Source organism: Bacillus infantis (assembly GCF_050107595.1).
Lineage (GTDB): Bacteria > Bacillota > Bacilli > Bacillales > Cytobacillaceae > Bacillus_AB > Bacillus_AB infantis_C.
In genome coordinates this window covers 63,224-79,870 of the sequence record NZ_JBNILH010000010.1, presented here as the reverse complement: position 1 = coordinate 79,870, position 16,647 = coordinate 63,224, and the positions used below count along the sequence as shown (strand labels likewise).

Genomic DNA, 16,647 nt, shown 5'->3' with positions numbered 1-16,647 from the left:
GAAGAATACATCCAGGAAACATTCGGGGATTTCTCCCTCGTGCTGTCTGCCCGGACCTTCTTCCAGTTCAACTCCGAGTAGACCGTCAAAGCTCTATAACGAAGTCAAAATAGCGCCAGCCTCACAGGCAAAGAAAAAGTCGCAGGCGCCTACTGCTGCGTAGGTACCATTGGCCTCTGACTCGCCAAGGACCGGGCTTGACCAGGCGCTGGTGAAAAAGATTTTGAAAGTTAAGCCTAAAAATGGGTGATTATGTGTCCTGTATCCCGTCTACATTGGCGAAGGATAATGCGGTGCTGGATCCGGAGTATAGGATGGAGTATATGCAGCCGGTGGATTTGTTTCCGCAGACGGCGAATTTGGAGGTTGTTACGAAGTGGGTGTTGGGGAGTAAACTAACTTTTAATTATCACTGAACTTACAATTGTCTTTCAGATTTCTCCTTAAAGAAAACAGGGCTATCTCTTAAGGGATAGCCTTGTTTTTTATAGTTAACATCTCAATAGTTTTTTATTTGATTTAGTAAGTGCTCAAGAGACAGGAATACAATATTATATTAAAAATATTTTGAATGTTAATTTTTGCAAATTTGATATAATATACCTAAATTGCCTAAAATTATGGAGGGATTAATGTGCTGGATAGTACTTAAAACCGTATATATAGGGTTTAGACTAGCAATTGTGACTTATAGAAGGAGTGGATTTTGTGATTGAGGTTGATTGGTTTTTATCAATTCTTGAAAAACAAGATATGGCGTATATTTGTCAAAAATTCAAATTAACGGTGACAGGATTTCAACGGAATTTGAGCAAAGCTCCCATTAATACATTAGGGAGTACAATTAAAACTGCAATTAATAATGGTTACTTAAAAAAGAAGGGGAACAAAAAGAACTATTTGCCTTTTGAGGAATTGTTGGCAAAAATCGCTGAGGATTTAACAGAGAAGTACTCTTATATCTCAGAACTTACGTTTATTGAATTTGCTGTTCGTACAGAATTCGAATTTAATTTGCGTGATTTTGAGATTATCTCAATTGCCTATAAACTATTCCCAAGTGAGTTTGAAAAACACTATGAGGCAGCAGTTGCTAACACTAAGGAAGGCCGTTACATTTTTTACGGTATATCCGAGGAACTGAGTAAAACACCCCTGGAAAAAATTAATAATATATTGGGAGTCAATAACCTACAAGAAAGGAACATTAAGATTTTAAAAGAGTTTGGTGACGATCTTCTAAAATCATCCGAAAATGTATTTAACGGTATGCTAGATTTGTTGGATGATGAAGAATCTGCTTTTCGAGCATTTGCAAAATCAGAAAATGATATACATCTTTTTATTTTGGTTATATTCCTATTAAGGAACGAAAGATATAAAGAGGAAGTCTACAAAGACCTGTTTCAAACTGCCATTCAAAATATACAAAGTCTTGAGCTTGAGCGCCTGACTAAAAACGCAGAAGAAAAGGAAGAGGAGGCAAAGCAGATTGAGAATAAATTTAATAAACTATTACTCGAAAAGAATAACTATGAAGAGCAAAACTCTGATTTAATTTATCGCTTGGACAGGTATATTCACAAGGAGAAAAACCTTTTACTAAAGATAGATGAGTTAACTACGAGTATCACGAAACTAGAAAACGTCCTACAAAAGAACGAACCACTGCAGTTATTTTATTATCGTGTCATTACTGAATATGACTTTATTATAGTCACAAAAGATGTTGAGTACTTTAATAGCACTCCATTTGAAAGCGTAGCCATTTCTCCTTCAGATTTTATGAGTGAAATAAAGAAGAGTTCCTCTAATCCAAATAAGGATCAAATTGTATTTGTAACCCGATCTTCTTTTTTAAATGGAACAGAATGGTACAAATTTAGACAGTTTTTAGAAAAACATCATATAAGTTATGAGGAATTAGGTCAATACGAGATTACTTTTTATATACAAGAGATTATACAACATTTAAGCAGAAAGGAAGTATTAATATATGCTGACGAAATTTGAACAAAGAGAACTTTCACATACTGATAAGAGGAACATCGAAGAATGTTATATATTAGGTAAATTAGCTGATGATGATACAACTTTACCAGGTTTGGGTAGCGAACCTGGTAAAGCTGTAAGTTATTCAATATTTGGTGCTGCTGGTAGTATTGTTTTCTATGTTAAAGCATATTCAGATGAACCACCAATATTAAGAGAGCTGTTAGATAAGCGTCCTGATGATGTCTATATTACATTTGATAATAGAAACAAACTTTATTTAGGACGTGAAAATTATGAGGTTGCTGAAGATAAAGTTGAATTTATTAGAGAACATTTCAAAAATAAACTAATCCTATTTAAACCAAAGTTGAATTACGAAGCTCAAAAGAAAAGATATCACTACAATTTTGACATTGTACTAGTGGATAATGAGGAAGAGGGATCTTCTCATTATGTCGCTATTCCTCATTATAAAAAAGGTATATCACATAAGCGCTTTGAAAAATTACTAATGGATCAAAAACCAATCGAGCTAGAACAGTATAATCACAGCTTTGAAATGCCAGAATTTATTATATGTGATAATTTTATTTATCACATACCAGATCCAGATGTTTTTGACAAGTACAAAGCTAGAACTACTACTTACATCTGTAGAAAACCTCAAGAAATTAAAAGAATACCATTACCGCAAAACTGGCACTTTTCAATGGCAAAAGCGGCATATAAGGACTTATGCTTTATCTCAACAGATAACAGAACGGAATTAATTGATGAGATTGATCTATCTGGAGAAGTTATCACTGAGTCTTATAAACAATTAGAAAAAGCTGAAACCATAGAAGGAAATCAAGGAGTTAGCCCGATAGTAATAACCGATGACCAAGAAGAGCAAGATGATTTTAAAACATCTTCTCAAAATACCGGTGAGGTTTTACATCCTGAATATAAATTTTTAGAAAGATTAGAAGTATTAGCTGAAGAAAGAGATTTAATATATGACCAAAATGACTTGAAGAACCTACACATATCTTTAAAAACAAGTAAATTTACTATTTTAGGTGGAATGAGTGGAACTGGGAAATCTGAACTTGCAAGGTTATACGCAGATGCCCTTGGTTTAAAGCAAGGGGATAATTTATTATTTATCCCAGTAAGCCCATCTTTCACTGAACCTTCTGATGTTTTGGGTTTTTTAAATCAACAAACAGGTATATACATGGAAAGTGATACTGGCCTAGTCAGCTTTCTTTTAAAAGCGAATAAAGAAAAAGACAAAATGTTTATGGTTATATTCGATGAGATGAATTTAGGTCAAGTTGAGCATTACTTCAGTGACTTTATCTCAATTTTGGAAGCTCCTATTGGTCAAAGAAAACTAAAGCTGTTTAGTGATAAGGCAATGTGCCGTCAAGAAGAATATCGTAATGGGATTGAAATAGGTGAAAACGTTTTATTTGTCGGTACTGCTAATTTTGATGAAACTGGTAAGGAGTTTTCCAATAGACTTTTAGACCGATCCAATGTATTGATTTTAGAGAAAAAAGGGTTTTTAGAAGCAAAAATTTATGAAGAAGAGCAAAAAGAACGGGAAGAGGATCAAATAATTTCAGCAGACCTTCCTCATGATATTGCTTTTCAGTTATATACTTCTTGGATTAAACAATCTACTGGCTTATTGTCCTTAGAAGACGTAGAGTTGAAAATTTTGGATGAACTTCACGAACAAATTAGCAATTATGATTCTCAGACAGGTGTATCATTCCGAATAGCTAAATCAATTTCCCAGTACCTCGCTAATGTTCCCTTCGATGAGGATGGTAATGAGTTGTTATCACGTGATGTAGCTTTTGATTATCAAATTAAACAAAGAATACTACCAAAAATTCGTGGTTATCGTGATCAAATTGAGAGTCTTGTTTTTAAAGTCGATAACGATGGGAAACCAAATGAAAAAGACGGGAAACTCGGTATAATCCTAACAAAATATGAAGGACCAAAATTTGAAAAGTGTTTACTATATCTTGAGCAAAAGGCGAAAGAGTTGATAAGAAATGGCTATACATTGTAATGGAGAGGTTTTGCCAATCACAATAGCAATCACCCATGAAAATGGAGTGGATAAATTTTTTGATAATATTTATCCCTACGGAGCTTACACAAAACAAGATTCAAAAATTGTATTATTCGAGGGACTAAGCACTGCAATTAAATTTTTTGCTGATGCTCCTGAGCATTTCGATAATGATGCTAAAGTGGAAATTCAAACATCTCTTTATGACTCATCGGATACACAAGAAACCCTGAGGTATCAACTATCTTTAGAGCCAAGTTTAAATTGGATGTATAAACATTCAGACCATGATACCTTCCCATGGAGGATGGGGACATATCACCTTCATGTTCATTATAAAGGGAAAGTTTATACTACTGGTATTATTGTCAAACCCTTATATCTCTCAACTGAACAAGTTCAAACTGTTCATAACTATTTAGAAGTGAAAATTGAAGGTATAATCTATGATTTGATTTACAGTAGTGAAAGTATATTGGACAAAGGAGAAAAAATACTTACAAATTGGTATTATGATTATGCAAGATACATCACGAGCCAAAAGGAATCTATCTTTTATTTTTTAATGTCATTAGAAAAATATCCCCTATCTCACTTGATCAGCAGTAATGAAATTAGTTTACTTCCAGGTAGAATAAATAGAAGATCGATTAAATGGAGCACTACAAACAGTGGGATAGCAAAAAATAGTGGAGTTGGAGAAGAGACTTATTATTATAACCGTGTTAAAAAGGTGGATTATAATCAAAATGCGAACCAATGGATGAAGAATATCTTATCGTCTTGGAGTTCAGAATTACATCATGTAATTGAAACCATTTCGAAAAGTCACAACGATGTTCAAAAGAAACTATACTCTTTACGTCATAAAATAGTTGATTTGCACAAGAGAAAGAATTATTTGGACACCAAAAGAGAGGTCTCAAAAACTACTAAAATTGATATTTGGGCCCAAATTTCAATATTAGAAAAAGAGATACAAAAGCACGATGAAATATTAACCCAGCAAGAAAACTGGATGAAACAATTACGGTCAATTTTTAGCAGGATGATTTATTTATTGAATAACTCTTTTTTACAAGAGGTTGAGCGTGGTAAATACAAACCAATGCTAAAAAATAATAATTACTATCAATTAAATTTAATATATGAAAAATCCAAACAGTTTCATCAGAAGCAAGGAGGAAATAAACAATTCGTAAAAATCTTAAAGCCGTTTTGGCAGGTATATGAATATTATTGTTTATTTTCCGTATTAGATAGTCTAAAGAAGTTAGGTTTTCAAATTAATAAAGGGTTTGAACCAAATTTTGTAGAGTTATATCATCAAAGCCTAATTCCGCCAGAAACTTTCTTTGAGTTAGAGAACGATAGAGCTATTATTCATTGTTGGTATGATAAATATCATGGAGATAAATTCTCTGCTGAACAAAAGGGAGAGCTGTTTTTTGCAGGGCAGGAAAAGAAAAGACCTGATATTAAACTTGACTTGTACGAAAAGAAAGAAAATGGTGAATTGCTATTTATAAGTAGTTTGATAATTGATGCCAAGTTCAGAAAATTAGCCAATATGCACAATGAAGATTATGCTACTACCACCTATCAACAATTAACAAGTTATTACAACTTTTTTTACTTGGGAAAGAATCGGAAGTCAAGAAGGGGGCAGGTGGTACAACAAGTAATCTGTCTATATGGAAGTGAAAGAGGAACAAAGGTTAAGAAAACTGTTGAACCCCTGTTATACATTCAGCTGTTTCCACATATTAAAGAGAATGGTGAAATTGAAACTAAAGGAGAATTGGAAGTCCTAGAAGAGCTTCACTATTGGTTAGAAGATTTTACTCCTTCTCCACTCATGCAATAAAAGGCGCTTTGGAATAAGTTGCTCTGTTATTGGTCTATCTATCTTTTAAAGAAAGGCATCTTAACCACCAAACGAGTACAAAAATCACAACACTTTGTCCTTAGAGATAGTATCAGCAGATCAGATTTTAAAGCTATAAAGTGGGAATTAGTATTCTAATTCGTAATACAATTGGTTTAAATGTAAGTACGAATACTCAATTGGACTATGGCAGAAGGGTTCTAATAAGATCATTGACCTTTTATAAAAGCTTGGAGAAGAATTGGAGAAGGGCTATCGCTGTTTGAGGAGAGAAGATTTTCTTATGCCGAGAGCTGCAGAGGAACAAAGCTTTCTATCTGGAAGATAGGTTAGGGATGATATCCCTAGGGAATTAGAAGGGCCAGGAAGGTATAGAGTAAGCGTCCGGAGCATATTGCAGGTGTGAAATTAAGATTAGAGAGAATGGCGGGAAACTCAAAAGCATGAGTAATGTTTATGAGATGTATATTAAAATCTAGAAGATGATCGTGCAGCTCCCCGGTTAGTGGGAGTCTGCATTTTCTTTGTAGAAATTATAGACAAGGTTTCTGTTATTACTCCACAAATAAAAAGAAATAGATTAAAGGTATATACCGTATGGGAGAGTCTGAGAAATCTTACTCTTACTATGGCAAATTCCAAAGTTGTTGATATAAATAGGATAATAATAATTAAGGACTGAAACCATGATAGTCTACGAAGCAACAAAATCAGAATTCCTGGAAGACGTTTTCCACGATGAACTAGTGAACAATATATGCAATAACTACAACTCCAAAATCGGCAAAATCAATGAACGTGAGGTCCGCTCTTGGGATAATTCAATGCAATATATGTACCGGGTCTTAAGTGATAATGAAATTCCCAGTGATGCAGGTGTAGCGATTGAGTTTAAAATTCCTCATACTTCAAGGCGTGTTGATTTTCTTATTTCCGGAAGAGATGCTGATAAGGACTCTATAGTTATTGTTGAGTTGAAACAGTGGGAGTCTGTGGAGGTCATCCGGGGTAAAGAAGCGATTGTGAAGACGGCGATGAACCGGGGGCTTATTGAGACCATTCATCCTTCATATCAGGCCTGGTCTTATGCTTCTTTGATCAGGGATTATAATGAGAATGCCCAGAATGAGGATATGAGTTTGTATCCTTGTGCATACTTGCATAATTACTTGAATCAAGGAGCGGATGATCCTTTAACTGATCCGATTTATGATTACTATATTGAACAGGCTCCTGTTTTTGTGAAGGGACAGGCTCAGCAGCTCCGGAATTTTATTAAACGTTACATTCGATTCGGGGATAATAAAGAGAATCTATATAAAATTGAGAATGGCCGTATCAGACCTTCCAAGTCATTGCAGGATTCTCTAAATCTGATGTTAAAGGGCAATGATGAGTTTGTGATGATTGATGACCAGAAGGTGGTTTACGAGGAAGCGGTTCATTTGGCCAAAGAAGCTCTTAGAACGAATACTAAGCAGGTGTTGATTGTAAAAGGCGGGCCTGGTACCGGCAAGTCTGTGTTAGCTATCAATTTATTGGTTCATTTGACTGGCCAAAGTATGGTTTGCCAATATGTGACGAAGAATGCTGCGCCGCGGAATATTTATGCTAATAAGCTTAAGCAGGACTTCAAGAAGGGTCATATTGATAACTTGTTTAAGGGATCTGGGAGTTATATCAATGCCCCTGAAAATGAGTTTGATGCGCTGATTGTCGATGAAGCACACAGACTTAATTTGAAATCAGGCATGTTTCAAAACCTGGGTGAAAACCAGACTAAGGAAATAATAGCGGCATCAAAGTTCTCTATTTTCTTTATAGATGAACGGCAGAGGGTGACGTTAAAAGACGCTGGCAGCATAAGCGAAATTGGACAGTATGCAAAAGAAAATCATGCTCACTTAACCATTATGAATTTGGAGTCACAGTTCCGCTGCAATGGTTCAGATGGCTATTTAGCCTGGCTTGATGATGTGCTTCAAATACGTGAAACAGCAAACTCCGATTATATTGGAAGCCAGTATGACTTTAAAGTTTTTGATAATCCGAATGACCTGAGGAGAGAAATCGAAAGCTGGAACATTAACAATAAAGCTCGTATGGTTGCAGGCTATTGCTGGAACTGGGAAAAGGAAGGCAAAAGCAATCCTGATTATCATGATATTATGCTGAATGAGCACGATTTCAAAATGAGTTGGAATCTGGGGAATTCTGATACTTGGGCGATTGATCCGGAGTCCGTTAATGAGGCAGGGTGCATCCATACATCTCAGGGACTGGAGTTTGAATATGTCGGAGTCATTATCGGGGATGACATGAGATATGAAAATGGCCAGGTCATTACAGATCATACTAAGCGCGCTAAAACAGATTCTTCACTAAGAGGCTTGAAGAAAATGATGAAGGACGATCCTAAGAAAGCCAAAAAGCTGGCGGATGAAATTATCAGGAATACATATAGAACTCTGATGACCCGCGGGCAAAAGGGCTGCTATGTTTACTGCACGGATTCTGCTCTTGCCACTTATTTGAGAGAACGATATGAACAGAGCAATACTGTATATGAAGAAAACGAGTTCTTTAAACCTGAGCTGAGAGTATCAGAAGACAAAGAAGAATATAAGTAAGGAGAACAAATGGAGAATCTAATCAAAGAAGTATTAAAGTTTAGAGACGAACGAGGCTGGAAGCATTATCACAAAGAAAAGGACCTGGCGATATCTATTGTCCTTGAAGCTAGTGAACTATTGGAGAATTTTCAGTGGAAAACAAGTGAAGAGGCAGTGGCTGACACCAGGCAAAACATTAAGGAAGAGATGGCAGACGTGCTGATTTACTTAGTGCAGTTGGCAGATCGGATGGATGTGGATTTGGAGGAAGAGGTTTATAGGAAGCTTGAGAAGAATGGGGTTAAGTATCCTGTAAAATGATGATGTGATTAGTGCCCTGATATTTTGCCTTTAGTTGCATGTTCAGGCACTTTTTTTATCCATAAAAAAACCTCAGACCGGCAAATAGTCTGAGATTTTTAGTCATGGCTTCTTTCAGCAATGAATCCATTTCGGTTTGCTTTAATTACTTTGCAGACCGTGAGTCTTGGAAACAGTCTCCTTGGTTTTTCGCCTTCTCAATACGCTTAAAATCAGTCCTGCGGATATCATCTCCAGCAGTAAATGTGAACCTCCAAAACTCATGAATGGTATGGGGACACCGGTCAGTGGAGATAATCCGATATTCGTCAGCAGGCTTAGTATAAACTGAGCTGAAAAGACTGCTGCCAATCCTGTAATGAGCAATTTTCCATAAGGGGGATTCACACTTTTGGCTGTATTCGATATTCTGTAAATAAAAAATAAAACCAGAGCTAAAGCCGTGATTGCGGCTAGCCACCCAAACGAATAGATGATGTATGCCAAGATATAATCTGTATGGACCTCAGAAATGAAACTTGGGGTCACTTGAAGGGCACTTCCTATAAAATATGCCTCACCTATTTTAAGATCTGTATAGGAACTTGCCATGGAGTAACTCTGAGAAATGGACAGTAGATTCCAGATGGGCCATATAGAAGCAGCAACGGCGAATGTGATAGTTTGCTTAAGGCTGGACCTTGACGTATGCATGATTGCTGCACATACAACGATGCTAATAATAGTAGCTGCGAAGGCTCCTGTAGTGGCCATTAATAAAATGGGTATTAACATCATACCTATAGCTAACCAAGACTTTCGATTATCATTCCAATCCCAGGAATGAAACATTCCAGCAAAGGCAATGACTAAAAGGAATGGAGTGATTTCGGTGAAATTAATAGTGGCAAAGCCTACATTTAAAAAGGGCACATCATCGACTCTAACGCCAATGAGAACGGTCAATAAAAGTATGAGGATTGTTGCCGCATAGAGGTGCCTGGAGTATTTCATCAATCTTCTGTAATCAAATATAAATAGGCTTAGCATAAGCACGACACCCAACGAGTAGAAGCTGAGACTTTTATTGAAAACTTTCAGTTCTTGAAGCTCTGTAAAAGCCGAATGGAATTGCAAATAATACATAACCAGCAGTCCAAATAGAGAAGCTGTCAGCACTGGCAGCAAGGTTTTCACATCCATAGGGGCTTTATGTGTTTTGTTAAGCTGCTTTCCCAGAACTCCAGCATCTCCCATACGTGCCAATGCTTGATCTATAGCCTCTTCTTCAGAAAGTCCTGTACTCATGGCCTCCTCTTTGAGCGTATGAAGGTGATCGTTAATTTCCAGTTTAATATGGGCATGTACATCCTTATTTTTTACCCGTTTACACAAATCTCTAATATATATGTCAAACTTATTATCTATTCCCATACGATTTTCTCCCCACTTAAAACTTCATCAACAGCATTCTTGAAAACGGACCATTCTTCTTTTTTTTCTTGAATAAATTCTTTGCCCTGGTCATTAATCTTGTAATATTTCCTCTTTCTCTTTCCGGTCCCTTCGCCCCAGTAAGATACAATTAATTCTTTTTCCTCAAGGCTGTGAAGGATGGGATAGATCGTGCCTTCCTTAAAACTAAAAATTCCATTAGACTTCGATTCCAGTTCTTTGATAATTTCATAGCCGTACATTGGTTTAGAATGAAGCAAACTCAAAATAAGAGTAGTGGTACTACCCTTTAGCAATTCTTTGCTTATCTTCATAAACAGTCCACCCTTCAAATGCATAGTAAATCTATGCATAGAGATTATATGTATAATTTATGATAAAAATAAATACCTGTCAATATGTCTATCAAGAAAAGCGGCATATTACATATAACAAAAATTCATTAAGTAATTGTTGGAGCGCATTCTTTTCATAAGCCGCTTTTAATAAAAAAGGTGCCTGACCCACATTAGCGTGTGGGATCAGGCACCTTCTACTGCATACTACTGTTATGAGATAATAAAATCCTGAAAATGGAGGTTTCTTACATTACATTCGGTGAGGTATTAGAGTGTTTGAATGAGTGGGCCGGTAAACGACAATAAATTGCATTCCCTAGAGGAGAAGAGGGGACAGAAGCAGTTAGTTTAGAGAGTATTAACTGCTTTTCTCTATAGCTTGATTTTTATGATTTCATCAAAAGGAGCTTGTTCAAAACCCGTCTGGAGAACAATAGTGAAGAGGGTCTTCCATAAGCATCCAGGTACAACTCCCGAAGAGCCTTCCTCAAAGCACTGCTCTCATTGTCATCGTCCACTCCAATCCCTATACAGTCCTTGTAAGGCGAAGAATCCTGGCAAATGGTTGCTGTTACTTTGTAATAAGAAGGGAAATGCAGAAGCTCAACTTCTACCTCATCCCCGTGTTCGTTCATTATTCTTATAACTCGAGAATTTCGATATTCAGTTATCAATGATTTGTCCCCTTTCAAGATTAACTCCTCGATCACTCCACTTTGCCGCATCCCTTATTTCTCTTCCAGCTGAGTATTTTCCTCAGCTATCTTTACTAACTCCCAAGTCTTCAATCCCAATGCCTTGGCAATTGATGCTGTACCAGCGCCGAGGCTGGGGTCAATATGGTTTTGTTCCACTTTGCTTATGTACTCGCGTGAATAGCCGGTTAATCCTGCGAGGTCCTCCTGGCTGAGTTTCTGCTCGGCTCTTAGTTGTTTGATTGTGCTCCCGATGTAAAGGATCTGCTCTTTGTCCAAAGGAAATTTCTCCTTTTTACAGTAATTACATAACTGCACAGGGAGAAACACTATGAACGATAGTTCACATAAAATGTGAAATTTAATAAAGCGGAGGTTTTAGCACGGGAAGGTCTGTCTTTAACCGGATATCGAAGGCGTAACCTCATGTTTATGAAGGAATGGGATGCCAGTTTTAAATCACTTTTGGTTATAAGACATAAGAGTAGAGGTCGGTCTTTTACCAGGATGGAGTTTAGGCAAATAGTTTAAGCTTCATTATTGCCCTCTATAAAAAGGGTGCGATCTTCTTATTGAAGAAACGCACCCTTTAGTGAAGAATTTTTATATTTTCTTTCTTGCATTTATTCCGCCTTAAAGTTCCAGGGAATCACTCACCTACCATACCGTCGCCATCACGGTCGTCCATATATGGATATAACCAATGATCACTCGTTATGGGCATACTAAAACCTGCTGCTTTTGCTTCTGTAATGGTCACCTGTCCATTACCGTTTGTATCAACACTAGCAATATCACCACTTGAGTTTGAACTAGTCGTTTCAGTTGGCTCATCGCTCGTTAAACCGAGTGATTCGTTTACTTCATCAGGGTTCACATTGTCAAATGTATCAACGATCTCATTACCCATTAAAGTATAGGTATACTGATAACTTGAAGGAATCTGCGTTTCCGTATTCGGATATGTGATAATGGCTTCAAAGTTAGCAGCTCCACCTGCCTTACGAATTGCATCTTCCATGTAAGCTTGATCGCCATGTCGGTTGAGCGTACTATCTTGTGGAGTAATATTATAAGCATTAGATACTCCGCCAAGAGAATCAGCAATGATATGTCCTTCATCCAAAACGTCACTCTCGACACCAGGAACCTTTGCCTCATCAGAATAGTACCTTCCAGACGATAATACAGGTTCGGTACTGTCATCTTGCAGAATGATTTCGTCAGCAATAACACGAACTAGTTGCCCGTACTCATTCGTAAATGCCCAATATTCCCGGTCTCCATAACCAATGTCAACAACGACTTTGGATTCGCGATAACCAGATACATCACCGCCATCAACCTCTATAAGTTTGTATCCTGAGAACAGTTCATTATTAGATTGGGTGGATGTTTCCTTGCCAGCTGGAACACTTGCCGTTTTCTCTGCTTCTGGTTTAACAGTAACGGTAGTTTCTTCTTGTGGAACTTTATCTGCAGTTGTATTGGGTGCATCTTCTGCGGTGGTACAGCCGGCAATGAAGATGATCGTTAAAAGTGAAATTAGATAGTTCAGTTTCTTTTTCATCTGATTACTCCTCTATGAAAGTTAATTCTTAAAATTTTTTGGATGTTAACATAGATTAATATTGTTAACCTATTCATATTACCACTAAGTTCCATTACTTTTTGAGTGGTATATATTTCCGATTTTGTTATGCAAGAAACTTTGTGAGGATTATTGAACCATTCTGCCCAATGCTTTAAATACTTTCCAGCACATAAAATGGTGCCTGCCCCAACACCAGCTAAAGCTTGAGTGTTGGGGCAGGCACCTTCTTATATGAAAAAGAGCCAAGGGACCTGTCCCCTTGGCTTGTTCCGCGACCTAATCATTTATTTTTAACTTTTATCTGATATAATTAACATTATTTGTTGACTGTAGGAGGAAATTACAATGCCAACTTATAATAAACTAATCCGTGATCGCATTCCAGAAATTATCGAAAATACAGGTAAAGAATTCTCAACGAGAATCCTTGAAAATAAAGAATACATAAAAGAGTTAAAGAAAAAAAGCTTCGAAGAGCTGCAAGAGTATGTGGAAGCTAATAACAATGAGGAGGCAATTGAAGAACTGGCAGATGTGCTAGAAATCATACATGCCCTAGCGGAGTACCATGGCTCATCAATTGAAGAGCTAGAAGAAGTTCGTAAACGAAAAGCTGAAAAACGCGGAGGCTTCAAAGAGAAGATTTTTTTAATTGAGGTTGAAGATGAGTAACATTCAGTTAATTACCAATCAGTTAGGAACACATTTGTTGAAGCAGATTGAGTCTGCTTCTTCTATTTGTATTCTGACATCTTTCTCAATGAAGTCAGGGGTTAGCTATATTTCAAAACACTTGAAAGAAGCTGCTGAGCGTGGTGCCGATATAAAAATCTGCACAGGAGATTATTTATATATTACACAGCCAGAAGCACTTGCTGCTTTATTAGACATCCATAATAATATTGAAATCCGGATTTGGAGGAGCAATGGAACTTCCTTTCATCCTAAGGCATATTTATTTCAAGATGAATCACATGATTGTTTTATAGTGGGTTCTTCTAACCTTTCAAGATCTGCTTTAAGTAATGGTGTTGAGTGGAATCTGTCCGTCAGCAATGAAACAGACAATTATAATCAGGCACTTGAACAGTTTTTGCATCATTTTTATGCTGATCAAACTGTACCATTAAATAAAGAAACACTGGGAAATTATCGGTTAAATTATGAAGCCTATCATCAAAAGCACCCTAACTTGTCATCCAAGTGGTCTGAGATGGAAGAAAAAGACTTAATGCTTCCTTCTGAAAAAGAGATAGAATTACAGCCGATCGTGGTAGTTCGAGAGGAGCAGGAAGCTTATGGAGAGATCAAGCCTCGATTTGCTCAGCTGGATGCATTGGAAGAGCTAAACAAAACGTTGGAGGAAGATTATAAAAAGGCGCTGGTTGTCCTAGCAACAGGACTGGGCAAGACCTATTTAGCTGGCTTCTTTGCACAGAGATTTAAAAGGGTCCTATTTGTTGCTCATTTGGAAGAAATACTTCATCAGGCAAAAAACTCGTTCCATCAAATAATGCCTGAACGAACAAGCGGCATTTATAACGGAAAACAAAAGGAAGGAAATGCCGATACTATTTTTGCTTCCATTTATACGCTTAGTATGCAGCAACACTTAATGGCCTTTCAGCCTGATGAATTTGACCTTATTATCGTAGATGAATTTCATCATGCAGCAGCAGACTCGTATCAAAGGGTCCTTAATTACTTCAGACCAACATTTCTGTTAGGGATAACTGCAACTCCGGATCGAAATGACAACAAAGATGTTTATGCGATTTGTGATGGAAATGTAGCTTTTAGGATCGATTTTCTAGATGCCATTCAACGTAAATGGCTGGCTCCGTTTAAATATTTTGGTGTGTATGATGATACGGATTATAGCCGTATCACATGGCTTGGGAACCGATATGACGAAGAGGAATTATCGCAGCTTCAATTACGTGATGAAATGGCTGAGAAGATATTACAAGCCTGGATAGATAAAAAGCAGACACGAACCATTGGGTTTTGTTCATCTATAAGGCAAGCTAACTTTCTTTCGAACTATTTCAATAGTAAAGGTTTTAAAACAGTTGCTCTCCACTCTAAACAAGTTGAAATGGGCAGGCAGGATGCCATTCAAGGATTAACGAATGGAGAAATGGATGTTATTTTCACAGTGGACCTTTTTAATGAAGGAGTTGATATTCCCTCTGTCGATACACTCTTATTTGTGCGTCCTACAGAATCATTAACTGTATTTACCCAGCAAATAGGCCGTGGGTTACGATTACATGACTCAAAGAGCCATTGTGCTGTAATAGATTTGATTGGTAATTACAGAAATGCAGATATTAAGTTGAGTTTATTTGATACCTCAGAAAAAGGTTCAAACAGAACGCTGGAACCTATGCTTCCGGAATTATGTGAAATAAATCTAGATGTTCAAGTTATTGATCTGCTGGAAGAAATGTCAAAGAAGAAACAGCCTAGAAAGGATAAGCTTCTTCAAGATTACCAGGAATTAAAACTCGATTTAGGCAGAAGACCAAATTACTTGGAGCTGCATTTACAAGGTGCAGCAGAATCAATTCAGTATAAACAGGAGTTCAAATCGTACCCTGGGTTCTTGGCATGGGCAAATGAATTAGATGAAAGTGAGAAAAGAGTCTATAGTCATTACAAGGACTGGTTTATAGAGGTTGAAAGAACAGGAATGGCAAAAAGCTATAAAATGGTTGTACTGCTGGCAATGTTAGAAAGAGGGCCAAATCACTGGTATGATCCTATTACTCCAGAAGAGGCAGCACCATTTTTTCATCGCTATTTAATGGAGAAAGAACATAGGAAACGAACTGATTTTTCGGACAAAGCCTCTAAAAAATTATGGGATTATGATCAAACAGGAGTTAGCAGTTTGATCAGCCGGATGCCTATGATCAAATGGAGTGGAAGTTCAAAAGGGTTAATTAGTTTTGATAATGGAATCTTTAAGTTAGAGTTTCAAATAGAGAAAGAGGATGAGGATAAGCTCTTTGAATGGACAAAGGAGATTACCGAATACCGCCTGCATTATCATTTTGAGCGAAATGGGAAGAGTGTCCAATAATTTATAATAAGGCTTTGAGGGTATCTGAATCCCATCTGCTAAATTGAAGTTATGCTTAATGGTGTGCTATCTTTATAATAGTGACTTAATTATAAGGAGAAACAAATGAAAAAGAATATCCACGTAGTAGGAGCCGTAATCTTCAAGGACGGCAAAATCCTTTGTGCTCAAAGAGGAACCGAGAAGTCCCTACCGTTATTATGGGAATTCCCTGGTGGTAAGATTGAAGAAGGCGAAAAGCCTGAGGATGCTCTTAAACGAGAAATCAAAGAAGAGATGCGTTGCACAATTGAAATAGGTGAACAGATTGAACACACCGTTTATGAGTATGATTTTGGAATTGTTCACTTGACTACATATTACTGTAAGCTAGTTGAAGGTGAACCAGTTCTTACAGAGCATGCTGCGATCAAGTGGTTGGCTCCTGAAGAATTGCCCGCTCTCGAATGGGCACCAGCTGATATTCCTGCTATTGAAAAAATTGCAAAAGTATACGCATAAAAGAAGCTATCCAACTTTTGGTTGGGTGGCTTTTTTTATGGTCACTGTTTACAGGGGATAAAAAGACCATTACAATTTTAATATAAAAATGGAAATTGAATGGTGAT

General features: G+C 37.0%; 13 protein-coding genes. 8 read left to right on the top strand and 5 right to left on the bottom strand.

Annotated features, from left to right (window positions below; all coding sequences use genetic code 11):
- The first annotated feature begins 708 nt into the window (after positions 1 to 708).
- The 5 genes from ACQCVH_RS19500 (at position 709) to ACQCVH_RS19480 (ending at position 8,890) form a co-directional block, all read left to right on the top strand.
- Entirely contained in the window at positions 709 to 2,013 is a 1,305-nt protein-coding gene (locus ACQCVH_RS19500; RefSeq protein WP_426837269.1) for a hypothetical protein, read from the top strand.
- Positions 1,997 to 4,066 carry an McrB family protein gene (locus tag ACQCVH_RS19495; RefSeq protein WP_426837268.1) on the top strand — a complete coding sequence of 690 codons (2,070 nt, stop codon included), beginning with the start codon at positions 1,997 to 1,999 and terminating at the stop codon, positions 4,064 to 4,066. Before ACQCVH_RS19500 ends, ACQCVH_RS19495 begins: the two co-directional genes overlap by 17 nt.
- Positions 4,050 to 5,936, top strand: coding sequence for a hypothetical protein (locus ACQCVH_RS19490; protein ID WP_426837267.1), 1,887 nt, complete (start codon positions 4,050 to 4,052; stop codon positions 5,934 to 5,936). The genes ACQCVH_RS19495 and ACQCVH_RS19490 overlap by 17 nt, the downstream gene beginning before the upstream one ends.
- 707 nt (positions 5,937 to 6,643) lie before the next feature.
- Positions 6,644 to 8,587: a DNA/RNA helicase domain-containing protein gene (locus ACQCVH_RS19485; protein WP_426837266.1), complete on the top strand. Its 1,944-nt coding sequence runs from the start codon at positions 6,644 to 6,646 to the stop codon at positions 8,585 to 8,587.
- A 9-nt stretch (positions 8,588 to 8,596) separates the two neighbouring features.
- Positions 8,597 to 8,890, top strand: coding sequence for a nucleotide pyrophosphohydrolase (locus tag ACQCVH_RS19480; protein ID WP_426837265.1), 294 nt, complete (start codon positions 8,597 to 8,599; stop codon positions 8,888 to 8,890).
- Positions 8,891 to 9,031: 141 nt separating this feature from the next.
- Here the strand turns inward: ACQCVH_RS19480 and ACQCVH_RS19475 are convergent, their stop codons facing one another.
- The 5 genes from ACQCVH_RS19475 to ACQCVH_RS19455 all read right to left on the bottom strand — a co-directional run bounded on the left by ACQCVH_RS19475 (position 9,032) and on the right by ACQCVH_RS19455 (position 12,927).
- The gene (locus ACQCVH_RS19475) at positions 9,032 to 10,303 is read right to left on the bottom strand and encodes an FtsW/RodA/SpoVE family cell cycle protein (protein ID WP_426837264.1); all 1,272 of its coding nucleotides are present in this window, start codon (positions 10,301 to 10,303) and stop codon (positions 9,032 to 9,034) included.
- Positions 10,294 to 10,638, bottom strand: a complete 345-nt coding sequence (locus ACQCVH_RS19470; RefSeq protein WP_426837263.1) for a PadR family transcriptional regulator — start codon at positions 10,636 to 10,638, stop codon at positions 10,294 to 10,296. The genes ACQCVH_RS19475 and ACQCVH_RS19470 overlap by 10 nt, the downstream gene beginning before the upstream one ends.
- Positions 10,639 to 11,048: 410 nt before the next feature.
- On the bottom strand, positions 11,049 to 11,354 hold the full coding sequence (locus ACQCVH_RS19465) for a hypothetical protein (protein ID WP_426837262.1): 306 nt from the start codon (positions 11,352 to 11,354) through the stop codon (positions 11,049 to 11,051).
- Positions 11,355 to 11,390: 36 nt separating this feature from the next.
- On the bottom strand, positions 11,391 to 11,636 hold the full coding sequence (locus ACQCVH_RS19460; protein ID WP_426837261.1) for a helix-turn-helix domain-containing protein: 246 nt from the start codon (positions 11,634 to 11,636) through the stop codon (positions 11,391 to 11,393).
- Between the two features lie 370 nt (positions 11,637 to 12,006).
- Complete coding sequence (locus tag ACQCVH_RS19455; RefSeq protein WP_426837260.1) at positions 12,007 to 12,927, bottom strand: DNA/RNA non-specific endonuclease; 921 nt, start codon at positions 12,925 to 12,927, stop codon at positions 12,007 to 12,009.
- A gap of 369 nt (positions 12,928 to 13,296) precedes the next feature.
- Here ACQCVH_RS19455 and ACQCVH_RS19450 point away from each other — a divergent pair, with 369 nt between their 5' ends.
- The 3 genes from ACQCVH_RS19450 (at position 13,297) to ACQCVH_RS19440 (ending at position 16,540) form a co-directional block, all read left to right on the top strand.
- Positions 13,297 to 13,623 (top strand): nucleoside triphosphate pyrophosphohydrolase, encoded by a 327-nt coding sequence (locus ACQCVH_RS19450; RefSeq protein ID WP_426837259.1) that lies wholly within the window; start codon positions 13,297 to 13,299, stop codon positions 13,621 to 13,623.
- Positions 13,616 to 16,039, top strand: a complete 2,424-nt coding sequence (locus ACQCVH_RS19445) for a DEAD/DEAH box helicase family protein (protein ID WP_426837258.1) — start codon at positions 13,616 to 13,618, stop codon at positions 16,037 to 16,039. Before ACQCVH_RS19450 ends, ACQCVH_RS19445 begins: the two co-directional genes overlap by 8 nt.
- A gap of 105 nt (positions 16,040 to 16,144) precedes the next feature.
- Positions 16,145 to 16,540 carry a (deoxy)nucleoside triphosphate pyrophosphohydrolase gene (locus tag ACQCVH_RS19440; protein ID WP_426837257.1) on the top strand — a complete coding sequence of 132 codons (396 nt, stop codon included), beginning with the start codon at positions 16,145 to 16,147 and terminating at the stop codon, positions 16,538 to 16,540.
- Positions 16,541 to 16,647 lie beyond the last annotated feature (107 nt).

Excerpts from the sequence above, each read along its gene's own strand:
- ACQCVH_RS19495 (WP_426837268.1), top strand. The coding sequence starts at position 1,997 with ATGCTGACGAAATTTGAACAAAGAGAACTTTCACATACTGATAAGAGG.
- ACQCVH_RS19490 (WP_426837267.1), top strand. The coding sequence starts at position 4,050 with ATGGCTATACATTGTAATGGAGAGGTTTTGCCAATCACAATAGCAATC.
- ACQCVH_RS19485 (WP_426837266.1), top strand. The coding sequence starts at position 6,644 with ATGATAGTCTACGAAGCAACAAAATCAGAATTCCTGGAAGACGTTTTC.
- ACQCVH_RS19480 (WP_426837265.1), top strand. The coding sequence starts at position 8,597 with ATGGAGAATCTAATCAAAGAAGTATTAAAGTTTAGAGACGAACGAGGC.
- ACQCVH_RS19475 (WP_426837264.1), bottom strand. The coding sequence starts at position 10,303 with ATGGGAATAGATAATAAGTTTGACATATATATTAGAGATTTGTGTAAA.
- ACQCVH_RS19470 (WP_426837263.1), bottom strand. The coding sequence starts at position 10,638 with ATGAAGATAAGCAAAGAATTGCTAAAGGGTAGTACCACTACTCTTATT.
- ACQCVH_RS19455 (WP_426837260.1), bottom strand. The coding sequence starts at position 12,927 with ATGAAAAAGAAACTGAACTATCTAATTTCACTTTTAACGATCATCTTC.
- ACQCVH_RS19450 (WP_426837259.1), top strand. The coding sequence starts at position 13,297 with ATGCCAACTTATAATAAACTAATCCGTGATCGCATTCCAGAAATTATC.
- ACQCVH_RS19445 (WP_426837258.1), top strand. The coding sequence starts at position 13,616 with ATGAGTAACATTCAGTTAATTACCAATCAGTTAGGAACACATTTGTTG.
- ACQCVH_RS19440 (WP_426837257.1), top strand. The coding sequence starts at position 16,145 with ATGAAAAAGAATATCCACGTAGTAGGAGCCGTAATCTTCAAGGACGGC.